The sequence below is a fragment of the Arthrobacter sp. FW306-2-2C-D06B genome (genome assembly GCF_021789175.1).
In the GTDB taxonomy this organism is placed as follows: domain Bacteria; phylum Actinomycetota; class Actinomycetes; order Actinomycetales; family Micrococcaceae; genus Arthrobacter.
Map to the genome: position 1 here is coordinate 339,860 of NZ_CP084560.1, position 14,384 is coordinate 354,243.

The 14,384-nt window shown below is 63.8% G+C and carries 15 protein-coding genes; 10 read left to right on the forward strand and 5 right to left on the reverse strand.

The features are described 5' to 3' along the window. The first annotated feature begins 2 nt into the window (after positions 1–2). From LFT47_RS01670 to LFT47_RS01690, 5 genes are all read left to right on the forward strand, one after another. Entirely contained in the window at positions 3–998 is a 996-nt protein-coding gene (locus LFT47_RS01670; protein WP_236814491.1) for a carbohydrate ABC transporter permease, read from the forward strand. Between the two features lie 95 nt (positions 999–1,093). Beyond that, positions 1,094–1,915: a carbohydrate ABC transporter permease gene (locus LFT47_RS01675; protein WP_442863455.1), complete on the forward strand. Its 822-nt coding sequence runs from the start codon at positions 1,094–1,096 to the stop codon at positions 1,913–1,915. A gap of 2 nt (positions 1,916–1,917) precedes the next feature. Then, positions 1,918–2,763 carry a sugar phosphate isomerase/epimerase family protein gene (locus LFT47_RS01680; RefSeq protein WP_236814495.1) on the forward strand — a complete coding sequence of 282 codons (846 nt, stop codon included), beginning with the start codon at positions 1,918–1,920 and terminating at the stop codon, positions 2,761–2,763. Further along, a complete protein-coding gene (locus LFT47_RS01685; protein WP_236814497.1) occupies positions 2,760–3,974 on the forward strand; it encodes a Gfo/Idh/MocA family protein in 1,215 nt (404 codons plus the stop codon). Before LFT47_RS01680 ends, LFT47_RS01685 begins: the two co-directional genes overlap by 4 nt. Further along, positions 3,971–4,882, forward strand: coding sequence for a sugar phosphate isomerase/epimerase family protein (locus LFT47_RS01690; protein ID WP_236814499.1), 912 nt, complete (start codon positions 3,971–3,973; stop codon positions 4,880–4,882). The genes LFT47_RS01685 and LFT47_RS01690 overlap by 4 nt, the downstream gene beginning before the upstream one ends. An 80-nt stretch (positions 4,883–4,962) precedes the next feature. On the opposite strand, the gene LFT47_RS01695 is transcribed toward LFT47_RS01690, so the two are convergent. Continuing rightward, positions 4,963–5,604 (reverse strand): NADPH-dependent F420 reductase, encoded by a 642-nt coding sequence (locus tag LFT47_RS01695; protein ID WP_236814501.1) that lies wholly within the window; start codon positions 5,602–5,604, stop codon positions 4,963–4,965. Between the two features lie 127 nt (positions 5,605–5,731). Here LFT47_RS01695 and pyrE point away from each other — a divergent pair, with 127 nt between their 5' ends. After that, positions 5,732–6,316, forward strand: coding sequence for an orotate phosphoribosyltransferase (gene pyrE, locus LFT47_RS01700; RefSeq protein ID WP_236814503.1), 585 nt, complete (start codon positions 5,732–5,734; stop codon positions 6,314–6,316). 67 nt (positions 6,317–6,383) lie between these two features. Beyond that, the gene (locus LFT47_RS01705; RefSeq protein ID WP_236814505.1) at positions 6,384–7,433 is read left to right on the forward strand and encodes a thioesterase domain-containing protein; all 1,050 of its coding nucleotides are present in this window, start codon (positions 6,384–6,386) and stop codon (positions 7,431–7,433) included. A 17-nt stretch (positions 7,434–7,450) separates the two neighbouring features. Here the strand turns inward: LFT47_RS01705 and LFT47_RS01710 are convergent, their stop codons facing one another. Together LFT47_RS01710 and LFT47_RS01715 are read right to left on the reverse strand one after the other, a co-directional pair. Next, positions 7,451–8,128: a tyrosine-protein phosphatase gene (locus LFT47_RS01710; RefSeq protein ID WP_236814507.1), complete on the reverse strand. Its 678-nt coding sequence runs from the start codon at positions 8,126–8,128 to the stop codon at positions 7,451–7,453. A 17-nt stretch (positions 8,129–8,145) separates the two neighbouring features. Continuing rightward, on the reverse strand, positions 8,146–8,976 hold the full coding sequence (locus LFT47_RS01715; protein ID WP_236814509.1) for an HAD-IIA family hydrolase: 831 nt from the start codon (positions 8,974–8,976) through the stop codon (positions 8,146–8,148). Positions 8,977–9,109: 133 nt separating this feature from the next. On the opposite strand from LFT47_RS01715, the gene LFT47_RS01720 reads away from it, so the two are divergent. The 3 genes from LFT47_RS01720 (at position 9,110) to LFT47_RS01730 (ending at position 11,427) form a co-directional block, all read left to right on the forward strand. Continuing rightward, positions 9,110–9,811: a TrmH family RNA methyltransferase gene (locus LFT47_RS01720; RefSeq protein WP_236814511.1), complete on the forward strand. Its 702-nt coding sequence runs from the start codon at positions 9,110–9,112 to the stop codon at positions 9,809–9,811. Positions 9,812–9,988: 177 nt separating this feature from the next. Continuing rightward, a complete protein-coding gene (gene fbaA, locus LFT47_RS01725; protein ID WP_236814513.1) occupies positions 9,989–11,008 on the forward strand; it encodes a class II fructose-bisphosphate aldolase in 1,020 nt (339 codons plus the stop codon). Then, positions 11,008–11,427: a DUF3151 domain-containing protein gene (locus LFT47_RS01730; protein WP_236814515.1), complete on the forward strand. Its 420-nt coding sequence runs from the start codon at positions 11,008–11,010 to the stop codon at positions 11,425–11,427. Before fbaA ends, LFT47_RS01730 begins: the two co-directional genes overlap by 1 nt. 145 nt (positions 11,428–11,572) lie before the next feature. On the opposite strand, the gene LFT47_RS01735 is transcribed toward LFT47_RS01730, so the two are convergent. Together LFT47_RS01735 and LFT47_RS01740 are read right to left on the reverse strand one after the other, a co-directional pair. Next, positions 11,573–12,205, reverse strand: coding sequence for a uracil-DNA glycosylase (locus LFT47_RS01735; protein ID WP_236814516.1), 633 nt, complete (start codon positions 12,203–12,205; stop codon positions 11,573–11,575). A 254-nt stretch (positions 12,206–12,459) separates the two neighbouring features. Beyond that, positions 12,460–14,151 carry a phospholipase C gene (locus LFT47_RS01740; protein ID WP_236814517.1) on the reverse strand — a complete coding sequence of 564 codons (1,692 nt, stop codon included), beginning with the start codon at positions 14,149–14,151 and terminating at the stop codon, positions 12,460–12,462. Positions 14,152–14,384: the final 233 nt, after the last annotated feature.

Consider the following 14,384-nt stretch of genomic DNA (forward strand, 5'->3'; position numbering starts at 1 on the left):
ACATGTCCACCGATTCATTGACTGCGGGGAAGTCCGCGCGCCGCAAATCGTCACGCGCCGCAAAGCCGGACCCGCAGTCGCCGGACAACGCGCCCCTGCGCCGCAAGGGGCTGAGCGAACGTAACCGCCCGTTGTGGATGCTGATTCCAGGCGGCCTGCTGATGGTGATCATCATCGTGGTGCCGCTCCTCCTCGGCATCTTCATGTCGGGGCTGGACCTGGACCAGTATTCGCTGCGCCAGTGGGTCAGCGCTCCGTTCATCGGAGTCCAGAACTTCGTCGAAGCGCTGACCGCATCGCCTTTGCTGCACGCCATCTGGCTCAGCGTCAGCTACTCCTTGCTCGCCATGGTGGTCACTATCCCGCTCGGCATCGCCGGCGCCGTCGCGACCCAGAACGCGTTCAAGGGCCGGGCCGTGATCCGTTCCATCTTCCTGGTCCCCTACGTCCTTCCCTCCTTCGTGGTGGCCACCGTGTGGCGGACGATGTTCCAGCCGGGCAGCGTGATCGATTCGGCGCTGCATTCGGTAGGCATCGACCCCGGACTGTGGCTCAACGGTCCCCAGTCTTATTGGACCTTGATCCTGGTCCAGATCTGGGCGTCGTGGCCGTTCGTCTACCTGCTGGCATTGTCCGGGCTCCAGTCCGTGGACCATGAGGTCCACGAGGCATCGGCCCTTGACGGTGCGCTGTGGTGGAACAAACTCCGCTACGTGGTCTTCCCGTACCTGAAGGGCCCGCTCTCCTTGGCGTTCCTGATCGGCATGCTGCACCACATCAACAACTTCACCTTGCCATTCGTCCTGTTCGGGGTACCTGCTCCGTCCGATGTGGAGCTGCTCCCGATCCTCACCTACGTCACGAGCTTCCAGAGCTTCAGGTTCGGGCTCAGCGCAGCCATGGCCTTCATTTCGCTGATCCTGATCGCGATCCCCTTGTTCGTCTATCTGCGGGCCGTCAAACTCGACGACGCCGAAACTCCCGGAGGCAAAAAGTGAGCACCGCAACTACCGCCGTCGGACGCCAATCGAGCGAAGACTTCCGCCCGGGCTCCAAACGCCAGCACGAAGTCACCAAACTCTTGCCAGGGCCCATGCTCGCCGTCATCCTGACACTGTTGTGTGCCCTGGTGCTGATTCCGGTGGCGTACATCTTCCTCGCGTCCGTGAACTCGGACATCGGGGTGGCCAGGGGCGAGTTCTTCCCGTCCAGCTTCTCCTTTGAGAACTACTCCACGATCTGGACGAGCGTTGGACTGGCCACGGGCTTGGCGAACAGCGTGCTCGTGGCAGGTTCCACCGCGGTGGTCTCCGCGCTGATGTCGATCGCCACCGCCTATGTCCTGGTGCGCTACCAGTTCCGCGGCCGTTTGACGATCCTTCGCGGGCTCCTCGGACTCCAGTCGGTTCCGGGCACCCTCATGGTGCTTCCGGTCTTCGTGCTGTTCTCTTCGTCCGCCACCTACCTGGGCATCCAGGTCATCGGCACGCAGTGGGGCTTGTTCATCACCTATCTGACGTTCGCGATGCCGTTCTCCACCTGGGTGATGGTCACCTATCTGCGCGGCCTGCCGCGCGAACTCGAAGAGGCGGCAAGGATCGACGGCGCCAGCAACCTGGGCGTGCTGGTGCGGATCATCCTCCCGCTGAGCTGGCCCGGCGTCGTCGTTTCCGGTATTTTCGCCTTCCTGCTCGGCTGGAACGACGTCCTGTTCGCCTCTGTCATGACGCGGCCAGAAAGCCAGACGGCCGCCGTCGCGCTCCAGGTTTTCGGCGCATCGCAAGAAGGCGGCGCGATTCCCTACTACGGCCAAATGATGGCGGCTTCCCTTGTGTGCGCCGCCCCGGTGGTCATCCTGTACCTGATTTTCCAGCGTTACCTAGTGGGCGGCCTGACCGCCGGAGGAGTCAAGTAACTATGAGCACGCCAGCTGTTGAATGGGAGCTCTCGGGCTTCGGCGACGAGATCGACGACGACCCCAAGATCCAGATTGCCGTGATGCAGGCATTGGGAGCCAACCACATTGAGGTCCGCAGCGCCTGGGGCACCAACATCGTGGATCTGGATGATGCGCAGCTCCGTGAACTGAAGTCCTTGCTGGATGCCGCGGACATGAAGGTTTCCGCGATCGCCTCGCCGATCGGGAAAGTGGACGTTTCCCTTCCCATGGAGCATGAGGTGGAACGGCTTCGCCGGGCAGTCAACGCCGCGCAGGTCCTGGGATCGCGCTACATCCGAATCTTCTCCTTTTACTACGGTGAGGACGTAGCGGTAGAGAGCATCCGGGATGCGGTCATCGAACGCATGCGTGCGCTCGCGGACGTGGCGGAAGAGTCCGGCGTCGTCCTTTTGCACGAAAACGAGAAGGACATCTATGGTGACATCCCCGAACGGGTCCTGGACATCATCGAAACCGTGGCCTCTCCCGCACTCAAAGTTGCTTGGGACGCGGCCAACTTCGTCCAGGTGGGCGTCAAGCCTTTTGACGACGGCTACGCCAAGCTCCGCCCGCACCTTGAATACCTGCAGGTGAAGGATGCCTTGTTCTCGAACGCCACCGTGGTCCCGGCGGGTGAGGGCGACGGCGATGTCCTCCGCACGGTTGAGGCCCTGAAGGCCGACGGGTACACAGGCTTCGCCAGCCTCGAGCCACACTTGGCAGGCGCCCATGGACTGGGCGGCTTCTCCGGCCCGACGGCGTTCGGGATTGCAGCGAGGGCATTCGCGAAAGTCCTCCATGAAGCAGGAGTGGAGACGAAGTGAGTGAAGTCCCAAATGCTCCAGGCGCTCCCGCGGAGATCCGGGCCGCAATCGTAGGGTGCGGAGTCATCGGACGCACCCACTCAGCGGCGGTCCGCGAGTTCCCGGAGATCGTCATCACGGCGCTGGTGGATGTGGTTCCCGAGGCTTCGGAGGCGCTTGCCGCCAAGGTCGAAGCCCAGGGCGACCCGAAGCCGGCAGTCTTCCTGACGCTGGCCGAGGCGCTCGCCGCCGCACCGGTTGACCTGGTCATCATCTCGACGCCGAGCGGGCTCCACATCCAACTGGCGCTGGAAGCGCTCGACGCCGGCAAGCACGTCGTGATCGAAAAGCCCCTTGACGTTGACTTGAGCCAGGCGGACGAGATCCTGGCTGCGGCCGAGGCTGCCGAGGCCAAGGGCCTGGTGGCCACGGTGATCAGCCAGCACCGCTTCGATCCCGCCAGCCGGGTGGTGGACGAGGCCCGTCGCGCCGGACGCTTCGGCACGCTTACCTCCGCCGTCGCCTCCGTCAGCTGGTGGCGAAGCCAGGGCTACTACGATTCGGGCGCGTGGCGTGGAACCTGGGCCATGGATGGCGGCGGCGCCATCATGAACCAGGGCGTACACACCGTTGACCTGCTTTTGTGGTTCCTCGGCCGACCCCTTGAGATCAGCGCCAAAACGGCGCTTCTCGCCCACGAAGGCGTTGAGGTGGAGGACACCGCCGTGGCTACCGTTACCTTCGAGTCCGGTGCCCTTGCCGTGTTGCACGCGACGACGGCGGCGTACCCCGGCTTGACCGTCCGCCTCCAGGTAATGGGCAGCAAGGGTTCCGCAGTGATCGACAACGACGACCTCGCGTACTTCCACGCGGCCGACGCCGCCGATCCTTCGGAAAGCAGTGCCATGGGCATTCTCGGCGGCGGGAACCAAGCCGCCGTCGAGCTCGCAAAATACCCGGACGACACCGTCGAAGCACTGGATCCCACGGTGTACCCGGCCGGACATGTCCGGCAGTATCGCGACATCATCGCGGCGATCCGGGAAGGCCGCCCCGCGGGCGTTACCGTCCGGGACGCCGTGACCGCCCTTGCCACTGTGCGGGCCTTGTATGTCTCGGCCACCCTGGGCCAGCCCGTGCTGATCGCTGACGTGATAGCCGGCAAGTACAACAATGTGGAGGTCCGCACCGGCAGCGCCGGCGCTGCCCACCGGCAGGGGGTATCGGCGTGAAGTTCTCCGTCTTCACCGCATCCACACCCGAATGGTCGCCGCAGGAAGCCGCCACCAAGCTTGCCGCCCAGGGGTGGGACGGCATCGAATGGCGCGTCACGGACCAGACAGAGGCAGCAGAACCAGGCTTCTGGGCCGGGAACCGTGCCACCTGGCCCATGACGGGCCTGGAGGATTCGATTCCGGAGATTGCCCGCCTCACCGCTGACGCAGGGCTGGAATTCTCCGGCCTCGGCGGCTACGCACGCTGCGACAACCACGACGACGTCGATCGTGTCCTCGCCGCGACCGCAGCCTTGGGTGCCAAGCAGGTCCGCGTGAACGTGCTGCCGCTGGGCAACTCGAATATGGGCGGCCCGGAACCCACCGGCCTGCCCTACCCGGAACTCTTTGCCGCCACCCGGGAACACTACGAGTGGGTTGCTTCCCGCGCCGCACACCATGGCGTGAAAGCCCTCGTGGAACTGCACCATGGAACAGTGACTGCGTCGGCCTCGTCGGCCCGTCGATTGCTGGAAGGGCTGGATCCGCAGCATGTCGGCGTTATCCATGACCTCGGCAATCTATTGATCGAGGGCTGGGAATCACCGTTGCCCGCCCTCCAGCTCTTGGGCCCCTATTTGGCGCATGTCCATGTGAAGAACGCCCGCTGGGTCCGCACCGACTCGAAAGACGAAGCGGGTGCGGCCGTGTGGGTCAACGAATGGGCTCCCTTGGCCGAAGGCCAAGCAAGCGTCCTCGCCTACTTCCGCGCGCTCGCAGATGTCGGCTACGACTCCTGGGTCACGCTGGAGGACTTTTCCACCGAGCTTCCGCTGGAGGAACGGACCGCGTCGAACCTGGCGTTCGTCCGCAAGGCAGCCGCGTTGGCAGGGTACGACGTCGCCGCTTCAGCTCCGGCATCCTGACGGGTCGGCTCTCTTCGACGCTTGAACACAGCAGCCGCTTGCCTTCCGAGGCAAGCGGCTGCTGTGTTGTTTGGAGATCCTCAGATGGTGCGCGTTGCCTTCGCCAGGTTGTCCTTGAGCTCGGCGGCGTTCTGCCGAACCACGTAGGCCGGGCGGTCACGCTCCACGCGCCAGCTCTCATCGAGCGGTCCGATGTTGACAGTGTCGAAGCCGAACTCGTCGTAGAGGTTCGCCACGAGTTCGGCGGCCTCGGGGTAGTCGCTGGCGGTGGCCAGTGCGCGGCGGTTTTCTGTTCCCGCCGGGGTGCCGTCGGTGCCGATCTCCCTCGCCATGATGTGGTTGAAACCCTTGGCCACCTTGGACGTGGGGAGGTGTTTCTGCAACAGGCCCGACGTGGTGGCCTCGCCCTTGTCCAGCTCGGGGATGCGGCCGTCCCGCTCCCAGTAATAGTTGTTCGTGTCGATCACAATCTTGCCGGCGAGCGGCTCCACGGGAATGTCCTGGTAGCTCCTCAGGGGAACGGTCACGACGGCGAAATCGCCTGCCGCCGCTGCCTCGGCCGGTGTTGCGGCCCGGGAATGTGTGCCAAGCTCCGCCACCAGTTCCGCCAGCGTTTCCGGGCCCCGCGAGTTGCTGATCACTACGTCATAGCCAAGCTCAACTGCTTTGCGAGCGACTTGGCTGCCAATGTGTCCTGCACCGATGATTCCGATTGTTGTCATACGTGCGGGAACACCGTCCCCCTGGCAGATATTTCAAAGGTTACGGCGAGTGACGTGCGCGCACCGTGAACTTTCCATGACGCCGGCCATTCTCTTGCCTCCAACGGCTTTACGTAGAATGGGCACCATGACTGTCGCCTCTGATGCTGCCACCGCCACTGCCGCTGCCCGTGCCCGCCTCCTTGAATTGATCAAAGAACTGGCGGTCGTCCGCGGCAAGGTGATCCTTTCCAGCGGTGCCGAGGCGGACTACTATATCGACCTGCGGCGCATCACCCTCCACCACGAGGCTTCGAAGCTGGTTGGCCAGGTCATGCTCTCCATGATCGACGACGCCGGAATCGCCGTTGAGTGCGCCGGTGGCCTGACCATGGGCGCGGACCCAGTCGGAACCGCCGTGATGCATGCCGCCGCCGACGCCGGCCGTGCCGTTGATGCCTTCGTGGTGCGCAAGGCGCAGAAGTCCTACGGCATGGGCCGCCAAGTGGAAGGCCCCTCGGTGGAAGGCCGCAACGTCGTGGTTCTCGAGGACACCTCCACCACCGGCGGCTCGGCGCTGACCGCCGTCGAAGGCGTCCGCAAAGCCGGCGGCAACGTGGTGGCCGTGGCCGTCATCGTGGACCGCAGTACTGGCGCCAAGGAAAAGATCGAGGCCGAAACCGGCGTGCCGTACCTCTTCGCCTTCGGCAAAGACGAGCTGGGACTCGACTAACCTTCCCACGCCTGGGCGGGTTTGAGGGGACCGTGTGCCCGTCGGCCGAAGCGCCTAAGCTTGCTGCGTGAACTATCGGGCGGGGGAATTCCCTCGGAGGCAGCAGCGCTGGCAGGACCCGGGCTCCGTTGCCCGGGTTCTCCGCCAAGCCGCCGAGCTGAAGAGTTTTTCCCGCCGTTCCTTCCTGATCGGAGCGGGTGCGTCCACGGCCCTCGCGGCGGACATGCTGTTCACCCGCCAGGTCCAGGCAGAACGTCGCACCACCAAGATCCTCCCGGTGGGGGATGATTTCGCGGAGTCGTACTACCCCAACTCGAGTTGGATTCTCTTCCCTGGTTACAAGACCTCTTGGGAAGAGGCCCAGTGGATCCTCAATTCGCTCCGTGGTTCGCTCCGGCAGCGCGGCCAGATGGCCGCCGTCGGATACTCCAATCTGGGTTTGGAGGTCGCCGAGGTGGTGGACGCCGTGCTCGCCTACGTCAACGAGCGGAAGCTGAACACCCTCTATTTCTATGGCCACAGTTTCGGCGGGATGTTGGCCACTGAAGTGGCCGCGCGCCTGCGTGAACGGAACGTCGCCGTCAAGCTGATCTTGTTGGATTCTTCGCCGTTCAGCAAGTACGACATCCTCGACCAAAGCTGGTTCGACGGCGTGGTGTTCTTGTACGAGAGCGGCTTCCAGGTCCCGTCGGTCCTCCGCGGCGGCTATGAGCTGGGCGAGCGCGTGGTGAACAAGAACGAACGCACGTGGGGGCAGATCTGGAACCAGACCCTGGAGCAGCTCTCGCCGATCGCGCCGTCGAGCGTACTGATCCAGAGCGAATCGGACTACATCTACCACTTTGACGGCACAAGGTTTGTCGACGGGCTCGGAGATACCCGCATGGCCTTCATCGGAAACCCGAACGATGACACGGTGAACTACGGAACGGCCAGGGCTGCGTGGGCCAAGGCCTTCCCCCTCAACATCGCATCCACGGGCCGCAGGACCGACGGCGCGCGCCCCGCCCATGCGAGCCCCCAGTGGAATCCCTTTACCTACAATCCGATCATCGAGGACCTGGAGAACGAGCTCTTCCCGCTGCCCCGGGCAGGCTCGCGGGTGGTGTTCTACTGATCCGGGCTCCGTACGCCCTAGCTGAGCCGCAGTCGGTCCAGCTCGGATCCACTGAGACCTGCGTCGCGCAAGTAATCCGCGGCGCTGCCGAACTCGTGCCCGAAACGGTCGAGGAAGTACTCCATCGCAGCGTCGGGGGATTGCAGCAGCATGAGTGAGGGACTGAATGCCTCCTCCGGAACCTCGGGCACAGCCAGCCGCCAGGCTGCTGCCATGGTTTCCAGCATCGTGGGGAGCGCGGCGGTGCTTGCGGCGTAGTCCGCCACGACAGCCGCGTGGTCAGCGCCCGTCGCGAGGAGCGCCAGAGCGGATACGACGCCGGTGCGGTCCTTTCCGAGCGAGCAGTGGATGAGGGTCCGCTTGCCTTGGGCCGCGGGACGCAGCGATTCGGCCACCCAATCCGGGCGCGCGCGAACCCAGCCAAGGTAGAGCTCGCCAAGGTCTTCGGCAGTATGGATCGATTGAAGGCCGTCGGAAGCGGTACGCGGATCGAGGGGGTTCTCCACGAGCTCCACCGCGCCATTGGCCAGTTGCCAAGGCACAATGGCGCGTTCGTATTCGCTTCGGAGATCCACAACCGCCTGGATGCCATGGCGTTCCAGGAAGGCGGCGGTCGCCGCGGTGTCCATGCCAAATGGCTGGCTGCCCCTCAGGATGCGGCCACCGGCCAGGGACCGGAGGTTCAGCACAGCCATGGCATCAGCCCTTCCTCTTAGATTTGGCTTTTGAGGTCCGCTACAGAGTTCAGGACCTGGTTCGGCCGGAACGGGAAGGCCGCGATGTCCTCGCGCTGGGTGATGCCGCTGAGCACCAGGACGGTGTGCAGCCCGGCTTCCATGCCCGCGATGATGTCGGTGTCCATGCGGTCACCGATCATTGCCGTGGTCTCGGAGTGGGCGTCGATCTGGTTCATCGCGGAACGGAACATCATAGGGTTCGGCTTGCCCACGATGTATGGCTCGCGGCCTGTCGCCTTGGAGATGAGCGCGGCGATGGCGCCGGTGGCGGGCATCGGACCATCCTTCGAGGGGCCGGTGGCATCCGGATTGGTGGCGATGAACCGCGCCCCTGCGAGGATCAGCCGGATGGCCATGGTGATCGCTTCGAAGGAGTAGGTACGGGTCTCGCCGAGCACCACGAAGTCCGGGTTCTGGTCGGTGAGGATGAAGCCGGCCTCGTGCAGCGCCGTCGTGAGCCCTGCCTCACCGATGGTGTAGGCGCGGTTCCCGGACTCGGAGCCCTGCACCTGGTCCTTGAGGAACTGTGCCGTGGCAAGGGCCGAGGTCCAGATGTTCTCTTCCGGGATTTCCAGGCCGGAGGAGCTCAGCCGGGCTGCCAAGTCCCGCGGCGTGAAGATGGAGTTGTTGGTGAGGACGAGGAATCGTTTGGACGTGTCCACCCAGCGCTGGATCAGTTCAGCAGCTCCGGGAACCGCTTGGTTTTCGTGGACCAGGACGCCGTCCATATCGGTGAGCCAGCATTCGATTTCGTGGCCGTTGCGGTAAATGGCTGAGCTTTTCGGGGCTTCAGTTGCGTTCTCCATGCTTTTCCTCCGCATATTGGCTGTTTCTCGTCCCAAGTCTTTCATCTTTCGGTCTCCGAGACACCCGGGTGTCCTGCGTTACGGCACTGGGGTTCGGCGCCGCAGTCGGCACCGCCCGGGCTAGGGTTGAAGAGTGACTGACCGGCCCCAGAACCCTGCCCCTACCGACTCCGCTGCTGTCCCGTCGTTCGTCTCCCCTACCGAGGGGGAGCCCGAAGCGAAACCGGAGGTCGGCGTCGGGCCCTGGGAAGGCGACTGGCCGGAGGGCGATCAGTGGGACCCGGACCTCTTGGCGGACGGCGACCGCCGCAACGTCGTGAACAAGTACCGCTACTGGAAGCACGAAGCGATTGTCGCTGACCTGGACGCCCATAGGCACGATTTCCACATTGCCATTGAGAACTGGCAGCACGACCTCAACATTGGCACTGTGGTTCGCACCGCCAATGCCTTCCTCGCCAAGGAGGTCCACATCATCGGACGACGCCGGTGGAACCGTCGCGGGGCCATGGTCACCGACCGCTACCAGCACGTCCGCCACCACCCCACCGTGGAGGATTTCGTGGAGTGGGCGCAGGGGGAAGGCCTCGCCATCATCGGCATCGACATCTTCCCCGATTCCGTGCCGCTGGAAACCTACGACCTTCCGCGCAATTGCGTGCTCGTGTTCGGGCAGGAAGGCCCCGGCCTGACACCCGAGGTGCACGACGCCGCCATCGCCACCTTGTCGATCGAACAGTACGGTTCCACGCGCTCCATGAATGCGGCGTCGGCCGCCGCCATCGCCATGCACGCGTGGATCCGCCGGCACAACTTCGGCCAGCGGGTCTCCTGAGCGGACCTTTAGCAGGACCCCCGCAGGACCCCTGGGGCAAAAGATCCGCAAGTGTTACCCGCCTCCGTGACCGGAAACACGGTGCCGGATTCTTCAGTCGCTAGGATGGTTCCTAGCCGTATAGGTCTACTCCAGGGTCAACAAAACCCACAGACGAAAATCAGCATAGGAGTCAGCATGCCCATCGCAACCCCAGAGATTTACTCCGAGATGATCGACCGCGCGAAGGCCGGTGGATACGCGTTCCCGGCAGTGAACGTCACCTCGTCGCAGACCCTGAACGCCGCCATCCGCGGCTTTGCCGAGGCCGAATCGGACGGCATCATCCAGGTCTCCACCGGTGGTGCGGCTTACTGGTCCGGCGCCTCCGTCAAGGACATGGTTGCCGGCTCCCTGGGCTTCGCGGCTTTCGCCCGCGAGGTCGCCAAGAACTACAACGTGAACATCGCCCTGCACACGGACCACTGCCCGCAGGACAAGCTGGCTGATTTCGTCCTCCCGCTGCTGGCTGCTTCCGAGGAAGCCGTCAAGGCCGGCAAGGACCCGATCTTCAACTCGCACATGTGGGACGGCTCGCACGAGACCCTGTCCGAGAACCTGCGGATCGGCCGCGAACTCCTGGGACGCGCAGCTGCGGCCAAGATCATCCTCGAGGTTGAAATCGGCACGGTCGGCGGCGAGGAAGACGGCGTCGAGAACGAGATCAACGAGAAGCTGTACACCACCACCGAGGACGCCCTCGCGACCATCGAGGCACTCGGCGCCGGCGAGAACGGCCGCTACCTGACTGCCCTGACCTTCGGCAACGTCCACGGCGTGTACAAGCCGGGCAACGTCAAGCTCCGCCCCGAACTGCTCAAGCAGATCCAGGCCGAGGTCGGTGCCAAGATCGGCAAGACCAACCCGTTCGACCTCGTCTTCCACGGCGGCTCCGGCTCCACCGAGCAGGAAATCGCGGATGCCGTTTCCTACGGTGTCATCAAGATGAACATCGACACCGACACCCAGTACGCGTTCACCCGCCCGGTTGCCGGACACATGTTCTCCAACTACGACGGCGTCCTGAAGGTCGACGGAGAGATGGGCAACAAGAAGACGTATGACCCCCGCGTCTGGGGTGCCTCCGCCGAAGCCGGCATGGCCGCCCGCATCGTGGAAGCCGCAAAGCAGCTCGGTTCGGTAGGCAAGACCTTCTAATGTCCGACGAATTCCGCAAGAACCTGATGGGCCCGGAGCCGACGCTCCTCCCTGCCGAGACCGAGATCTACCAGCACCTTGCCCTGGGGCAGGACGCACTGGACCTCGTGGCCAAGTACCCCACGTCTTCGTTGCTGTGGGCGATCCTGGCCGAGGAAGCTTGGGCTGACGGCCGGACCATCGATTCCTACGCGTATTCCCGCGTGGGTTACCACCGCGGACTGGATTCGCTGCGCCGCAACGGTTGGCGCGGCGTCGGGCCCATCCCGTGGGAGCACGAGCCGAACAGGGGATTCCTGCGCGCTCTGTACTCCCTCGGCCGGGCATCCGCTGCCATCGGCGAAGCCGAGGAACCGGAGCGGATCGAGAAGTTCCTGAACGACTCCGATCCCGCCGCGAAGGCAGCGATCGAAGGCTAGGACAACTTAGTTAAACGCCGACGGCGGCCGATCACCGGAAGGTGGGCGGCCGCCGTCGCGCTTTCCCACCCAACTGGCTCGCATTTGTTGTCGTTATGAGGCGTCAGAACGACAACAAATGCGAGTCAGTTGGGCTTGGTGAGTCCTAGGAGACCGGGGTGAGGCCGGTCCGCGCCATGGCCTCGGCGTAGGCGCCATGGATGAGGTCCAGGTACTCCTGCTGGCGCGTGGGGGAGCCGGCGAAGGAGCGTCCACCGAGCGAGCGGACCTTGAATGTCTTGAAGCCACGGCGGTGGATGCTCTGCGGTGCGGCCTTCATGAGCTGGTCTGCCAAACGATGGGCTTCGTTGCCGTGGGCTACCAGCACGGAGGTGCGCGGCACGATCGCCAGAAGACGCAGGAGCGGCTTGAGGCCTTCGGTGATGTTCGCGGGAGTCAGCTTGCCCGGCTCGCCGTCGGGCTCGATCCACGGGTAAACGTTCCACGGCATCATGAGTTCCGGACGCAGGCCCAACTGCCACTGCATGCCCACCATTCGGGTAGCGGCGTCCGCGTCACCCGGGACGATGAAGCCAGAGCCCTCCGTGGTGCGGGTGTTGGAGAAAAGGCTGATGATGCGGCACTCGTCAACGCTGTGGACGGGGTCGACGTAGAGGACTTCGCTGCCCGGCTTCTGTTCCTTGAGGGAATCGCAAAGCCCCGTGACCTCGGCGATGTGGGGTTCGAAACGTCGGTTCCAGAGCTGCACTTCGGGTGTTTCAGTCGCCAGGTCTTGCATATGGGCTTGGGTCTCCTACGTGTAGCGAGGCGCACTTATCCAGCCGGGAGCGGTTTGCCGCGACCGGTCGGATTGGGTGCAGTGTTGGGGGCTGGTTAACTCTACCGGAACGGCGGTGAGCTGTGGGGTGAATCGGGACTTCTGTGTTGGGTCTCTCGACGGCGGGAGCCGGGTTCCGGGATAAAGCGGCGGTGCGTTAACGGAAACGGCACCGTCCCGATAGGTTCGGGACGGTGCCGTTTCAGACGCGCGTGCTACTGCTTGTTGTCGTTCTGGTCGTCGCTTTCCTTGGTCCGGGAAACCACGGTGCCGTTCGATTCGTTGAGGATGAGCTTCACGTCCCGCCCGTTGTCAAAGTTGAACATCGCGTTGATGGAGCCGGCCTTGGCGTCTGCCGACGAGTCGCCGATCTGGCCGGTGTGCCAGTTGTCCTCGATGAAGCGAAGGATGGATGACTGGTCCGTCTGGGTGTGGTCCACGAAGTTCTTCTTGGCGAAGGGGGAGATCACGACGAGCGGCTGGCGGGGGCCGGGGCCGCAACGGTCGGCATAGCCTCCGGCCATCGGCACACCCTTGTTGTAGGCGTTGAGGCACCACGCGGCGTCGTCGGTGGTGTTGGAGGAGTTCTTCACACCGGCAGCGACGTGGTCGTACCAGCCGTCAGAGTCATCGTAGGCGAGGACGATGGCAGTGTTTTCCCAGTTCTTCGAGTTCTGGATGGCGTTGACTTGCTGCGTGATGAACTTCTGCTCGTCCAGGGGATCGGAGTAGCCGGCGTGGCCGTCCTGGTAGTTTCCCGCCTTCAGGAAGGAGACGGCAGGCATGTTGTCCGAGTTGACCACCTTGGCGAAGTCCGTGGTGTCGTACTGGTGGTTGGCCTGGCCGTTGTGTCCGATCTCGTCCACGCTGGCCGGAGCCAGGTGGTGCGGGTTGGACGTTGACTTGTAGTACTGGAACGGCTGGTGGTGCGGGTTGTAGTCAGTCACCGTGGCACCCGCGATGTTCGTGTGGGTGGTCATGCACGCAGCCGGGGTAGTGTCCGTGGCCGGCGTCGTCGGTGCAAAGCCGCCCTGGAACCAGCCCCAGCTGACGCCCTTGTCGTTGAGCAGGTCGCCGATGTTCTTGCCCTGCATGCCCGCGAGGTTGTACTTGCTCGCGTGGCTCTTGTTGGAGCAGTCGTCGTAGACCGGATCCGGGTCCTCCGTCATGGTTCCGACGCCGTTGGCGTCAGGGAACTTCACTGTGTAGTCGCTGCTTGCGGGTTTGACCGGCTGTCCGGCGGCAGTGAACTCGGTGACACCGTGGGTCTGGCCGGACACGAGGTTGAGCGCGCCGGGGGTGGACGGGCCGAACACCGTGCTGAAGTGCGAGTCGCTCATGGCGAAGTTCTGGGCGTAGTTCCAGATCCCGGTCACGGTGTTGCCGTCGTAGTAGTCCATGGTGAGTCCGGGACGGCCGAACTGGCCACCTGAACAGGTATCCATGCTGGTGTTCTCGACGAACTTGTTCATCAGGCCACCGTTGTAGGCCTTCTGCTCCGCGGTGTATTCGTGGTCCTGGTCGCACGTGATTGCCTGGCCCGGAGTCAGCCGCTGGGGCTGGACCGAGTTGGGATTGTTGGGCGCCAGCAGCTTGTCGTTGGCGAGGGTGGCGATGTTCTTCGGCGTGTTCTTGGCCGCCGTGAACGCGGGAGCCGCTGCGCCGCTGCCTTGCTGGGTTTCGCCGGCCGTGTTGGCTGCCTGCGGATACGTCGCGAAGTAGTGGTCGAAGGAGACGTTCTCGCCGAAAATTACAACGACGTGCTTGATGGGCGTCGCGGTTTCCTTGTGATCACTACTGGCCGAGGCCGGCGTCATGCCGAACCCGATCATGCCGGCAGCGATCGTGGACGCTGCGAGTGCGCTCACTCCCGCCGTTGACAGGATCCGCTTGTTGCGAAAATTCATGGATTTCCCTTCAGATTCATGGAAGTGCCCGCCCAACTAGCTCGCATTTGTTGTCGTTTAGAGGGCTCATAACGACAACAAATGCGAGTCAGTTGGGTGTGTTGAGGGTAAGGATTCACAAAGAATGTAGCCGTTCGCCCGAAGCCCGAGGGTCGTTTTGGAGGCTCAAAACGTACTGTTTGGGAAGAGTTCACATTCTGCTCACAGGGAAATTCGAGGGCGCCGTGCCTGTT

Bases quoted from the DNA above. Each gene is read 5' to 3' on its own strand.
- LFT47_RS01670 (WP_236814491.1), top strand. From the start codon at position 3: ATGTCCACCGATTCATTGACTGCGGGGAAGTCCGCGCGCCGCAAATCG.
- LFT47_RS01675 (WP_442863455.1), top strand. From the start codon at position 1,094: ATGCTCGCCGTCATCCTGACACTGTTGTGTGCCCTGGTGCTGATTCCG.
- LFT47_RS01680 (WP_236814495.1), top strand. From the start codon at position 1,918: ATGAGCACGCCAGCTGTTGAATGGGAGCTCTCGGGCTTCGGCGACGAG.
- LFT47_RS01695 (WP_236814501.1), bottom strand. From the start codon at position 5,604: ATGACAACAATCGGAATCATCGGTGCAGGACACATTGGCAGCCAAGTC.
- pyrE (WP_236814503.1), top strand. From the start codon at position 5,732: ATGACTGTCGCCTCTGATGCTGCCACCGCCACTGCCGCTGCCCGTGCC.
- LFT47_RS01710 (WP_236814507.1), bottom strand. From the start codon at position 8,128: ATGGCTGTGCTGAACCTCCGGTCCCTGGCCGGTGGCCGCATCCTGAGG.
- LFT47_RS01715 (WP_236814509.1), bottom strand. From the start codon at position 8,976: ATGGAGAACGCAACTGAAGCCCCGAAAAGCTCAGCCATTTACCGCAAC.
- fbaA (WP_236814513.1), top strand. From the start codon at position 9,989: ATGCCCATCGCAACCCCAGAGATTTACTCCGAGATGATCGACCGCGCG.
- LFT47_RS01730 (WP_236814515.1), top strand. From the start codon at position 11,008: ATGTCCGACGAATTCCGCAAGAACCTGATGGGCCCGGAGCCGACGCTC.
- LFT47_RS01735 (WP_236814516.1), bottom strand. From the start codon at position 12,205: ATGCAAGACCTGGCGACTGAAACACCCGAAGTGCAGCTCTGGAACCGA.
- LFT47_RS01740 (WP_236814517.1), bottom strand. From the start codon at position 14,151: ATGAATTTTCGCAACAAGCGGATCCTGTCAACGGCGGGAGTGAGCGCA.